We start from the raw sequence: 13,426 nt of genomic DNA, 5'->3' as shown, positions 1-13,426 counted from the left end.
GCACTCTTATATGAGCGTTTCATTAATTATATAAAAATCAAAGGAGTTGTCTATGAATCTATCTAATCTTCGTGAAGAGAAGGCAAGTTCTCTTAGTAACCCCGACTTGTTACCAGTACTGCCGGAGGATCAGACTTGGAAAACACAAAACTTTGCTTCTATGTGGATGGGTGTTATCAATAATATTCCGACATATGCAACAATTGGGGGATTAGTTGTTTTAGGGTTTTCACCATGGCAAGTTATTGCGATTATTTTTACTGCGTCGCTTATCCTTTATGGAGCTTTAGCACTTAATGGTCATGCTGGATCTAAATATGGAATACCATTCCCGGTATTGATTCGAACCTCTTATGGAACATTAGGGGCAAATATTCCAGCCGTATTACGCGGGCTAGTTGCGATTATGTGGTTAGGCATACAGGCGTATGCAGGGAGCGCAGCGTTTAATATAGCGTTCACACTCTTTTGGCCAGGTTGGGCTAATCTAGGGGGAGACTGGACGTTTTTAGGAATCGGCCTGCCAGGATTGCTTTCTTTTTTAATCTTTTGGTCGCTGCACTTCTTAGTGTTAAAGCGGGGGATGGAGTCACTGAAGAAATTCCAGGCATTTACAGGTCCTTTAGTATATATTGTATTAATCGGCTTACTCTGGTGGGCGATTGATGCAGGGGGCGGGCTGAATACGATATTCTCTCAAACTGGGAAGTATGAGACGTTCGGAACAGCATTTTTCCCTTTCATTAGTGCAGTAGCAGGTATTATTGGGATTTGGTCGACCTTAATTCTAAATATACCCGACTTTACCAGATTTGCGAGATCACAGAAAGATCAAATAAAAGGCCAATTATATGGACTCCCAGTAACATTTACTATATTTACGTTTGTCACAGTTACAGCAACAGCTGCTACAACAGTCGTCTTTGGGAAGCCGGTAGGGGATATCATCGTACTTCTCCAACAGTTTGACAGACCGGTTATCATTGCCATTGCAGCTCTTATGCTGGCAGCAGCAACGATCACGGTAAATGTTATTGCCAACCTAGTTTCACCGGCTTATGATTTAGCCAATTTGTTTCCAAAGTGGATCACTTTCCAACGAGGCTTTTACATTACAATGTTTGCAGCTCTCTTTACATTCCCTTGGAAGTTAATGGAGAATGCTGATACAATCTTTACTCTCCTCAACTTGATTGGAGGTGCGCTTGGTCCAATCGCTGGTGTGATGATTGCTGATTATTACATTATCCGCAAGCGCCAACTTAATATGAACGATATCTATTCTTTAGAAGGAGAGTACACTTATTTTAAAGGCTATAACTATAGAGCGTTTGCTGCCACCGGATTTGGTGCTGCGGTTGCTTTGATTGGGGCGTTTGTGCCTTCTTTGAAAGGGCTATATGACATCTCTTGGTTTTTAGGAGTCGTTCTTTCCTTTTTGGCTTATATCGGTTTGATGCGTCTACACTCTCCTATATCTGTTAAAGAGCAAGAAGATCAATTGGAAGAGGTAACGAATAATGAGATTGAAACAGTAAATTGATTTGTATCTTTATAATAAATTAAAAATGAGTTATAATAGTTTGTTTATTAACCAATATTGACATAATTTGTTGTGTTGTTTAAATGATTGATGAAAGGAAGAAGCCGTTTTTTATGCCTATAGTTTTTTAAATATTCAGTATATTATCCGTGGGGCTCTATCATTTCAATAAGAGTAATAGGGAAGATAGGAGTATCCGAGCAAACTAAATGGGTAATTTTTTGCAAAATACTGAAATTTCGACATTTCAATTACATTATACGACATTACGACAATTAAAACAAGTAATGCTGCTACCGAAGAGGAGGGCAAAGGATGGCCAATATTGGCTCTAGAATTGAAAGAATCCCTGATAATAAGTATAACAGGAAGTTATTAGTAATAAGTGGGTTTGGAAATACGTTTGATTCCATGGATATTGCAATGGTAGCTTTCGTCTTGCCATCTATTATCGGTCTATGGAACTTATCATCTGGACAAGCCGGGTTATTAGGCAGTTCCGTTCTTATTGGGTATTTTTTCGGGGCACTTCTTTCCGGCTATTTGGGTGATAAAATCGGCCGAAAAAAAGTCATCATGTATACACTAGTTATTTATTGTCTAGCTACCTTAGTTAGTGCGTTTGCAGGTCAATGGGAACACTTTTTTTGGCTGCGTATCATTGCTGGATTTGGTACAGGTGGTGAAAGTGCGATCCTTGCTCCTTATTTAGCAGAGTTAATTGCGAGTAAATATCGGGGAAAATATATTGGTGCATTGACAGGTTTCCACTCTTTTGGTTATGTAGCTGCTGCTGTTCTCGCTTATTTTATCATTCCGATGTCGGATAATGGCTGGCGTCTTGCTATCTTTATAACGGCCTTGCCTATCTTTTTAGTTATTTACTGGAGAAGAGTGTTGCCTGAATCTCCTAGATGGCTGGAATCAGCAGGCAGGTTACAAGAGGCTGACCAGGAAATGAAAAAAATGGAGAAGAGCGTTGAAAAAGCTTTAGGTGAAAAACTGCCGGCCCCTGCTGCAACAACGGCGAGTCCGGCGGCTCAGCAAAAAGGAAGCTTCTTTGCTTTATGGAAAAGAGCCTTCGTAAAGAAAACAATTATGTTATGGGTTCTTTGGTTCTCTGTTATCTTTTCTTATTACGGCTTTTTTACATGGCTGCCAACATTGCTCTACAACGAAGGCTTTGAAATTTCAAAATCATTCGGTTTTTCGATTCTTATCTATCTTGCACAAATTCCTGGATATTTCTCCGCAGCCTTTTTAAATGATATGATCGGCCGGAAAAAAGTGATTGTTAGTTATTTAGGACTCGCTTCGGTTTCAGCTTTCTTTTTGAGCCAGGCGGACGCTTCAACAGCAATCCTTATAGCTGGTTTTTTCACATCGCTGTTTATGGTAGGGGCAATGGCCGGGATGTATACGTATACGCCTGAACAATACCCTACAATTATTCGATCTACAGGCACGGGTTCCGCTTCTGCTTTTGGAAGGATCGGAGGGTTATTAGCTCCCATTTACATTGGTTTTATGTATCCTATTTTAGGATTTATCGGTGTGTTTCTTATGACGACGGGTGTTTTATTTATCGGAATGATCTCTACCTTACTTTTAGGTGATGAGACGAAATCCAAGCCATTAGATGAAATTGCAGATGAGAAAATAGATGTGGATACGAAAGAAGAAGTTGATTCAATTGAAAGCTCGTCTGAATGGAAGGTCAATTAAAAAATAAGGCTATTTTCTAAAAGATGGTTGTTTTTGTAGTATATTCTTATGACAAAAAGTGTAGCAAAAGGGTTGATTGGCGCGGAAAGCGAGCATCCTGGAGCGGAAATCAACCAACCCTTTTCTAATAGCAACAAAGTTTACGAAAGCAGCCAAAAATAAAGAAAGTGAATGAAAAAGCATTCTTACCGGTTATTTATTTAGAGCCCCTTCTTCTTCATTAATAGAAGAAGGGAACAGGTTCTTTGAAAGGGGTGATTGCAGCACAGTTAGGATCAACGCGGTTTTTTTCGTAAGGATAGCCGTTTAATTACACCTATGGGAAATGTAAGGAGGTAACAGGATCGGCCCTGTTTCTTACATACAGCAGCTGAGGTTTTTCTTCGATTCAATACTTTCGGAAAAGAATGAAAGCGCTTGATTATTTTAATAGAGAAACTAGAAAAAAGGAGCTGTTCATATGATTCGAGTAGGTGTTGATGTTGGTGGAACGTTTACTGATCTAATACTAGTTGATGAATTAACGAATAAAATTCACGTCCACAAAGTTCCAAGTACGATTGAGGATCAGTCTATCGGGGTGATCAATGGCATTCAAGAACTATGTAAAAATGCCGAGGTTCCTGTAACAGATGTAGACTATGTTCTTCACGGAACAACGGTCGCCACTAACATTATCATTGAGCGTGACGGTGCTGCAGTCGGGATGTTGACTACTAAAAATTACCGGGATATTTTGCACATTGCCCGTCATAAAAAGGCAGAGAATTTCTCCATTCAGCAAGATCTTCCTTGGCAAGCGGATCCTTTAGTATTGCGCAGAAACCGTATTCCTATCACAGAGAAACTGGCCGCTCCGGATGGCCGCGTAAAAGTACCGATGAATGAAGAAGAAGTTCGCGAAGCGGTGCAGCGGCTGAAAGAGTCAAAAGTAGATGTTGTAGTCGTTTCTTTCCTCTTTTCATTCTTAAATGATGCACACGAACAACGGGCGAAGGAAATCGTAAAGGAAATGTGGCCGGAAGTACAATGCTTTACTTCTAGTGAAATTGCTCCTCAAATGCGGGAGTATGAAAGATTTAGTACGGCAGCGATGAATGCCTATGTTGCCCCGCGCGTCAGCCGATACTTAGATCATTTAGTGAGTGCTCTCGATAACGCCGGGTTACAAGGAGAGCTTCACATTATGCAGTCCTCAGGCGGCATGGCTACTAGTGACATGGCAACGGAAAAACCAGTAACCTTGCTGAAGTCGGGGCCATCAGGAGCCGTATTGGCTACTGCTTGGTGCGGTGAGCTGGAGGGAGTTCCTAATCTCATTAGTGTAGATATTGGCGGCACTTCAGCGGACATTTCCGTCATTCCAAATAACACACCGAAAATTATTAATCCTCGTGATGCGGAAGCGAACGGCTATCCAGTGCTTGTTCCGATGATTGATGTAGAAGTTATTGGCGCAGGCGGCGGATCGATTGCCTACATTGATACCGGCGGGGCGTTCCGGGTAGGACCTAGAAGTGCAGGCGCCAATCCAGGTCCGGCTTGTTATGGGCAAGGAGGAGAGTCTCCGTGTGTAACTGATGCCAACGTCATACTTGGACGTCTCGATCCCGAACAGTTTCTTGGAGGAGATCTCCAATTGCACCCTGAATTAAGCTATAAAGCAGTGGAAGAAACACTTTGCCGTCAACTAGATATGTCTGTAGAAGAGGCGGCTCTCGGCATTCTTAAAATTATTAACAACCATATGGCTCTTTGTATCCGTGCCAAGTCGGTAAGTAAAGGGATAGACCCGCGTGAATTTGCCTTGTTTGCAGCGGGTGGTGCCGGGCCGCTTCACTCCGTTGACTTGGCTGAAACGATAGGCTGTAACTTAGTCATCGTCCCGAATTATCCGGGAATTAGCGCAGCGACAGGTTTATTAGTTGGAGACCTTAAATACGACTTTATTAAATCTCATATTAACCGTATCGACAAAATCACTGATGAAACAATCCAGTCAATTAACGCTGAACTTGAGGATCTATCTAGCACTGCCTACGCTCAATTGATCAAGGATGGAGTCAATCCAGAGGACATCTTGATCGAGCGAATAGCCGAGTGCCGGTATGCAGGGCAAGGGTTTGAATTGCGTGCATCCATTCCAGACGGAACGCTTACTGAGCGATCCATGGCGATGATTAGTCAAAGATTCCACGAGGCGCATGAAGAAGAGTATGGTCATCATTTCCCTGACAATGTGGTGGAATTAATTACTCTGCGCATCGTCGCTACAGGAAAAACACCTTCATTAAATATGCCAAAGTTAGAGGTTGGCGATCGGATCAATCCGAACGAAGCACTCATGTATGAGCGTGAAACGGTATTTGAGGTGGACGGTGAGATTAAACGTTTCCCTACTCCTCGTTACGATCGAAGCAAATTGCTGGCACACGACTTGATCATGGGACCTGCCATTATCGTACAGCGTGACTCGACAACCTCGGTGCCACCACATTGGCAAGCGACTGTTTCAGAAAATGGAACTTTATTTGTCGCATCAAAAGTGGCACAAGGCGGCGCAGCAGAATCAGTTGAAAAACTTTTCACGAAGGTGAGGTAATTGAATATGACGACCAATCAAACGAACCAAGCTATCGTTCAAAATAAAATTGATCCAGTGACTTTGCAAGTGATCGGCGGGGCATTAAAGACTATAGCGAAAGAGATGGCGCACGTCATGTACCGGATGGCTTACTCCTCACTTATTCGTGAATCGGAAGATCTCGGGGCAGGAATTTTTGATGTATTTGGTAACACATTAGCTGAAGCAGACTCTACCCCTATGCAACTTGGCTGTTTACCGGGATACATTCGGGGGTTCCAGGAAAAATTGGGAGATAACCAACATCCCGACGATATTATTTGGAATAACGATCCTTATGCGGGTGCTTCTCACTCTCCGGATGTTGCTTTGTGTCAACCGATATTTTATAAAGGAGAGCTCGTTGGATACGCAGGAGCGACCGCCCACCACTTAGATATGGGAGGCGCTCAGCCTGGACTCATGATCGATGTGCCCGATGTATACGCAGAAGGTTTAATTTTAAACGGGGTAAAGCTTTATGACAGAGGAGTACGGAACGAAACTTTATTTGAAGTGATTCGTCAAAAAGTGCGCACGCCTGTCCAAGTAATCGGAGACTTGGAAGCACAAGTTGCAGCTTGCCGGTTAGGAGTCAAGCGGTTCATTGAATTGATGGATAAGTATGGAAAGGACACTGTTATTTTGGCTTGCGAAGAGTTGATGAATTACTCTGAGCGAATGATGAGAAAAGAAATTGCTAAAATTCCTGATGGTGTGTACGAGGCTGAGTCATGGCTTGATAATGATGGCCGTCATTTGGATACGCCGCTGAAAGTCCATGTGAAAATGACGAAACAAGGAGAGGAGCTGGAAGTAGATGTTTCCGGTTCAGCTGATCAAGTATCCACTGCATTTAATGTGGCCTACTCTGGCGCTCTTTGTGTAAGTGTTCATAGTGTACTGCGTTCCATATTTTTGGATACATTTACTACCGAAGAAGATGTTCCGGCGAACGAAGGGGCGTTCCGTCCAATTAAGATCAAAGCACGTAAGGGATGTATCTTTAATCCAATTAAACCAGCCGCTTTGTTTAGCCGTGGTAACCAGGTGAACACTGTGGCAGATTTGATCATTAAAGCATTAACTCCTGTCCTGCCTAATCAGACATGCGCAGGCAGTGCAGCCAACCTGCAATTTGCTTCTTATGCCGGGTTAGACGAAAAGAATGAGTACTGGGTTTATATTGAAGTCAATGAGGGGTCTTATGGAGGACGCCCAGGCAAAGATGGAATGGATGCTGTAGACTTCAGTTCATGGAATACAATGAACAATCCAATCGAAGACCTTGATATGCACATCCCTCTCGTTTGTGAGCAATATGAGCTCCGCGAAGATACAGGAGGAGCCGGTCAATGGCGGGGAGGATTGGGGATCGTGCGATGGAACCGCTTCTTAACAGATGGATTTATGACGATGGAAGGAGATAAACATACGGTCCGTCCATGGGGATACAAAGGCGGGCTCCCTGGAACAAGTGCTAATCTGATTAAAAATCCGGATAGCGTTCCTGAAGAACTTCCGTCTAAGATCAATGGCCATCGTTTCCAGGCGGGGGAGTCTGTGCAAATCTTAGTCCCATCATCCGGGGGATACGGGGATCCACTCCAGCGATCGGCCGAGCAAGTATTTGAAGATGTATTAGATGAGATTGTCTCGGTTGAAACGGCTTATCGTGATTATGGAGTAGTCATCGAGAATAATAAGCTGGATGCATTAGCTACGGAGCAAAGAAGAGAAGAAATAAGAAGAACAAGGGGGAGGTTGCCCGTTTATTCGGAATAATGCTCTTTGCTTAAGGCTCTTTTCTAAGAGATTGTTGTTTTTAAAACGAAAACTGTTGAAGGTTGATTGGAGCAGAAGTGCGAGACTTCTGCGGGAATAGCGGGACAGGTGAGACCCCACAGGCGTTTACGTCGAGGAGGCTCACCGCCCGCCCCGATCCAATAGAGCATCTCTCGCTGCAATCAACCACACCGCACGACTTGGTAAATAGCAATAAAGTTTGCGAAAACAGCCTTGTTTAATAAGCAACAGGCGAGCGTTTTCATTTTTATCAAAGTAAATCAAGGGATCAAAAAGCAGCCAAGTGCTTTTTAAGAAAGTCTTGGCTGTTTTTCCTATTTGTAAACATAGTGTGATAACGGCATGGATGTTGGGAGGAGTTTAAATGAAGAGAGTGGTCATTACTGGAATGGGGGTTATTTCACCACTAGGGAATGATATAGATACTTTCTGGCACCATTTAACGAAAGGCAAGTCTGGAATTACATTAATTGATACGTTTGATATATCTGATTCCAAAACAAAAATAGCTGGTATTGTCCGTGACTTCGATGCAGAAGGCCGATGGGGACGCAAAGAAGCAAGGCGTATGGATCGTTTCTGCCAGTTTGCTTTAGCGGCAGCTGAGCAAGCTTTGGAAAGCTCTCAATTAAAACTGGACAAGATTGACCGGGAACGGTTTGGCGTCTATGTCGGTTCCGGGATTGGAGGAATCAATACCTTTATTGATAATGTCAATTTATTAAACGAACGAGGACCAGGAAGAGTAAGCCCTAGTTTGGTGCCTATGATGATATCGAATGCGGCCGCTGCCCAAATAAGCATTAGATTAGGGGCATATGGTCCATCCTTGTCGCCAGTAACCGCGTGTTCTATTGGTAACACGTCTATCGGTGAAGCGTTCAATGTCATTCGCAACGGTGAAGCAGATGTTATATTTGCCGGTGGAGCGGAAGCGGCCATTACGAAATTATCGTTGGCGAGTTTCGGAAATGCAACAGCTTTATCTATGAGAAACGAGGAACCAGCTTTAGCGAGCCGGCCGTTTGATGCCAATCGGGATGGGTTTGTCATGAGTGAAGGAGCGGGTATATTAGTGTTGGAATCACTGGAACACGCGCTGCGCCGGGAAGCTCCTATTTATAGTGAAGTGATCGGATATGGAGCAGGTTCAGATGCGTATCACATGGTCGCATCGCACCCGGAAGGAAGAGGGGCTTATGCGGCAATGAAAAATGCTTTGAACAAGGCGAATATAGCAGCGAGTGAGGTAGACGTTATTAGTGCTCATGCGACGAGTACACAAGTAGGTGACATGTCCGAAACATTAGCTATAAAGAGGTTATTTGGAGACCATGCCTATCAAATTCCAACGACAGCTAACAAATCGATGCTCGGGCATATGCTCGGCGCCGCTGGTGGAGTTGAGGCAATTGCTCTAGTGAAAAGCCTTCAACAAGGTATAGTACCTCCAACGATTAATTTAGAGACTGCTGATCTGGAGTGTGACTTGGATTATGTCTCAGAGGGTGCGCGGAGTGTTCCACTAAACATTGGTCTCTCCAACTCATTTGGCTTTGGGGGGCACAATTCAGCTATTGTATTAAAAAGGTATGAATGAAGATTCGCATACTCATTGTTGACTAAGGTAGTTGAAATCGGATGCTCATCTTTTTAAATGAATATGGAGGCTGTTCCAAAGTCGGCGCTTAACAGACTTTGGAACAGCCCCCTGTTGAATAAACAAAGTGAAGCAGTGCTGCATTGTGCACCGGTCATTGGCATTTATGTGCGGCTATAACGGTTTTCTGCACAGGAATCATTGAATTGTGCACAGCAAACAAACTTATGCGCCGGCCGCCGGGCTTTGTGCACGGGTTGTCCCGATTTTCTGCACGGCCAAGTTCGATTTATGCGCGAGAACAGCCGTAATATGCACACTGCTCACTGATAAAATAAAAGTTGCACACGGATTGTGGAAAAGTTCAATAAACATAAAATTATAAAATAGTCGGGAGAACAACTTTCTCTTTATATTCATCACCTTCTGTTTCTAAAGAAGATACGTGATTTTGATTCGCAAGCGACTCAAGGTCTAAAGCTACTTGAATCCAAAACTGGCACCTTGAGGAAGAGAGGCTGTCCTGTAAATATTGTTCAATCCGGTCAATTCGATACCTTAAGGTGTTTCGGTGAATATGCAAATTTTTGGCAACAATTTCGCGATTATAATTATGAGACGCGAGACACTTTAGCGTTTCATAGAGCACTGAACCCCGTTCGGAAAGAAGCTCTTCTGGTAATACGAGGTTTCGAAACTCCTTGGCTTTACTTGCATTCATTCCCCCATAAAGAAGCAATTCGCCCCGTAATTCATCTGCAAAATAGACCCCTCCTTCAGGGCTTGAGAACTGAACAAGCGGGGCCAGAGACTTTGCCTTCTGATAGCTTTCCACTAAAGAAAGCAAGTCTGACTTGATGTCACCAAACACAAAAACGGGCACTACTTGCTTATAAATGTTTTGCACGTGATTGTATAAATCTTTTAAATAGTTTTTTATTTCTTCATATTCAAGATTAGAGGAGATTAATAAAGTCAGCCGGCCTTCATATACTTCACAGAAACCGTCTATCCCTTCCGTTTCATCCACCCATTTTGTACATTCATTACTTAAAAAATCCATTTCAATGGATAGGCTGAGTGGTATCTCTTTTTTTCCAGGAAGTACAAACCCGGCTATCCAATTCTCGTTCGGAGCCAATCCAAGCTTACGCATTCTATCTTCCATTAATATGGAGGCTGTTTTTGGATTTTCAAATAGCAGCTCCATTAACTCTGCTCTTAATTTTTTACGGGTCACTCCTACTTCTTGTTGATTGAGACGGATATCTAAAAGAACAGTAGCTGCATATTCAAGAGCAAAGGTATGTGCTTCTTCAAACTGCTGATAAAAGTTCATAAGCCAAAGGGTTCCCCAATGTTTCTCTCCGATTCGAAGCGGGGAAGCAATGGCATAAGGAGGAGTTTTAGTTGGTACATAGATAGCTTGTCCCTCCGTTGCGATCGACTCATTTTCATGTTGACTATTATCCAAAAGTTCATCGTTTAATATCCCAGTAAGATTGTCCATTATTTGCGAAAGGTTCATGCGCTTCCCTTCGGTTGGAATGATCTTATCTAACACTTTGTTCGTAGAATCGGTAATCACAGCGGGGCACTTGAAAAATTTGGCAAGGATACGACAAATATCCGCACCGCTGTTTGCAGATCGTAATTCTCCGGCCAATTCTGAAGGAAGCTGTGCGGTCAATTCTTTTTTTCTAAACTCACGCTTCATAATTTCTTGGTGAATAGAGTGGGTGATTTTAATAAATTGCAAGTGAAATGGTACTTCTAAAATCGGAATAGAATATTTATCACCAAATTCCAAAACGGCTGGAGGACATTCTTCTAAATAACGGCCGGTTGCAAACAAAATACCGGAAATTTGATGCCGTAAAAACCCTTTAAGAAGCCTGGATTCTGATGCTTTATCTTGAGGCCATACTTGTCCGCATGTCATAAGCAGCTCTCCCCCTTCAAGGAAGTGCCTCATGTCATCATGATCAATAACGTGTGCCCAGCGGATCTTACGAAACAAACCTCTTTTTCCAGCGCGAACTGTTACACCATTCAAGTCCGATAAAAGCAATGCTTCTCTAACTGTAATCATTACTTTTCCTCCTTTGTGCAAGCGATACAAAATTTCCAAAAAAATAATTTGATTTTAAGCGTAATGTCCAATTGTAATAAGATGTAATAGAATGGTATTATTCCTATTATAAGTTAGCGCTTACATGAAATCCATGCAGAATATTAAGAATTTTCGTCATTTTTTGCGAACGATTACTTCAGCCTATGACTTTATGATGGAAGGCTCATCCAACAGATTTAGCTGACTAATCGCATGCAGCTAACGGGTGTAAAGCTTGAATCATTAAGTAATGGCGGCAAAAAACAAATTAGTCACAAGGACTGTTTATACAGAAATGGAGGATGATAAAATGATAGATTCTTTCCGCGCATAGCAGTTGAATAGTCATTATTAGAGTAGTTATTTACAATTTGTCTGAGAAAGTACGAGATCAAACAATCATAGAAAGCTGTCCCATCATCTTCTTTTTTCTGACCTATTGTTTGTTATCCAGCCTTTGGAAGCCAAACTCGAAATTTTTTTTGATCGAAATTATCTGAATAATGTTAATATTAGATATTTTTGGCCAATTCCTAAAGACATGGGGGTAAAAAATTAATGTCAATACAACAACAGGTAGAAAAAACGATAGTAAGTGAAGAAAATCGATCTACTGGAGTGAAACAAGCCGTTTTTGGGGCGGCTATTGGAAATTTAATCGAATGGTTTGATTATGCTTCATACGGATATCTGGCCACGATCATTGCTGTCGTCTTCTTCGCTCCGGGTAACGAAAAGGTAGCGTTGCTCGGAACGTTTGGAGTATTTGCCGTCTCCTTTATAGCAAGACCTATTGGAGGCCTCGTTTGGGGTCATTATGGAGACAAGCTTGGGCGAAAGCGTATTTTGGTTCTTACACTCATCATGATGTCACTAGCGACGTTTTCAATTGGACTCATACCAAGTTACGCTACGATAGGTATCGCAGCACCGCTGTTACTTCTTTTATGCCGTATCGTCCAAGGTTTTTCGGCGTCTGGCGAGTATGCTGGAGCCTCCTTGTTTATTGCTGAATACGCACCAAATTCACAAAGAGGGCTTCTTGTCAGCATGGTGCCGGCAAGTACAGCTGCCGGCCTGTTGCTTGGGGCTTTGACTGCGGTTCTTCTTGAGTACAACCTAACGCAAGATGCCTTGCACAGCTGGGGATGGCGCATTCCTTTTCTTATATCAGGCCCACTAGGTTTAATTGCTCTCTATATACGCATGAAACTGGAGGACACGCCTGTTTTTACTGAGAAAGAGCATGAGGAGACTCAAGCCCCCGTTTTCAAGAGCGTCCGCCAGAACCGGAAGCAGATTTTAGTTGCTTTCGGAGTTATTTGTCTTAATGCTGTCGGCTTCTACACTATTCTCAGCTACATGCCAACTTACCTTGTTAAGGAGTTAGGTTTCGATAGTATGAAGGCCATTTTTACGACAATTATCTCACTAACCACTTATGTCATCCTGCTCCCATTTGTGGGCTCGCTCGCCGATCGGGTCGGCAGGAAGCCGGTGCTTATCGGTGCTAGTGTACTGTTTATACTGTTTACTTATCCAGCTTTTGCACTTCTTTCCCAAGGTGGTATGTACGCCGTGCTGGCACAGATCTTACTCGGTGCCATATTAGCCGGAAATGATGGAGTACTTGCTACCTTCCTATCTGAGATGTTTCCAACTTCTGTGCGGTACACTTGTTTCGGATTATCTTTCAATATGGGTAACGCTATCTTCGGAGGGACAGCCCCATTTATAGCAACATTCCTGATTCTTCAGACGGATAACACGTTCGCTCCTGCCTTCTACTTGATGGCAGCCGCTTTCATCGCATTTATAGCCTTGTTAAGAACAAAGGAAACAGCGAACACATCCATGCATCAGGAGTAGTAAGTAACGCTTAAAAGGAATTTTATAAGAGAGTTGGTGCATAATGCATGACTGTCATGTCACTTCGGGTGTCAGGTGTTCTATAATTTGCCCCGTTAATCTCCGCAGCACTCGTGATCCTCCGTTATCAGGGCGCGCGCAATAGCA

General features: G+C 42.9%; 7 protein-coding genes. 6 read left to right on the top strand and 1 reads right to left on the bottom strand.

Going from position 1 to position 13,426, the window contains the following annotated elements:
- The first annotated feature begins 52 nt into the window (after window positions 1-52).
- The 5 genes from F9802_RS10875 (at window position 53) to fabF (ending at window position 9,297) form a co-directional block, all read left to right on the top strand.
- Entirely contained in the window at window positions 53-1,543 is a 1,491-nt protein-coding gene (locus tag F9802_RS10875) for an NCS1 family nucleobase:cation symporter-1 (protein ID WP_191991877.1), read from the top strand.
- A gap of 315 nt (window positions 1,544-1,858) precedes the next feature.
- The gene (locus F9802_RS10870; protein ID WP_152151809.1) at window positions 1,859-3,268 is read left to right on the top strand and encodes an MFS transporter; all 1,410 of its coding nucleotides are present in this window, start codon (window positions 1,859-1,861) and stop codon (window positions 3,266-3,268) included.
- 460 nt (window positions 3,269-3,728) lie between these two features.
- A complete protein-coding gene (locus tag F9802_RS10865) occupies window positions 3,729-5,870 on the top strand; it encodes a hydantoinase/oxoprolinase family protein (RefSeq protein WP_152151807.1) in 2,142 nt (713 codons plus the stop codon).
- 6 nt (window positions 5,871-5,876) lie between these two features.
- Window positions 5,877-7,676, top strand: coding sequence for a hydantoinase B/oxoprolinase family protein (locus F9802_RS10860; RefSeq protein WP_191991875.1), 1,800 nt, complete (start codon window positions 5,877-5,879; stop codon window positions 7,674-7,676).
- Between the two features lie 385 nt (window positions 7,677-8,061).
- Entirely contained in the window at window positions 8,062-9,297 is a 1,236-nt protein-coding gene (fabF, locus tag F9802_RS10855) for a beta-ketoacyl-ACP synthase II (RefSeq protein ID WP_152151803.1), read from the top strand.
- A 379-nt stretch (window positions 9,298-9,676) separates the two neighbouring features.
- On the opposite strand, the gene F9802_RS10850 is transcribed toward fabF, so the two are convergent.
- Window positions 9,677-11,389 (bottom strand): PucR family transcriptional regulator, encoded by a 1,713-nt coding sequence (locus F9802_RS10850; protein ID WP_152151801.1) that lies wholly within the window; start codon window positions 11,387-11,389, stop codon window positions 9,677-9,679.
- A gap of 579 nt (window positions 11,390-11,968) precedes the next feature.
- On the opposite strand from F9802_RS10850, the gene F9802_RS10845 reads away from it, so the two are divergent.
- A complete protein-coding gene (locus F9802_RS10845) occupies window positions 11,969-13,279 on the top strand; it encodes an MFS transporter (protein ID WP_152151799.1) in 1,311 nt (436 codons plus the stop codon).
- The last annotated feature ends 147 nt before the right edge of the window (window positions 13,280-13,426 follow it).

The sequence above is a fragment of the Bacillus aerolatus genome, assembly GCF_009183655.1.
Lineage (GTDB): Bacteria > Bacillota > Bacilli > Bacillales > Domibacillaceae > Pseudobacillus > Pseudobacillus aerolatus.
This window is presented reverse-complemented; position numbering and strand designations above follow the sequence as displayed.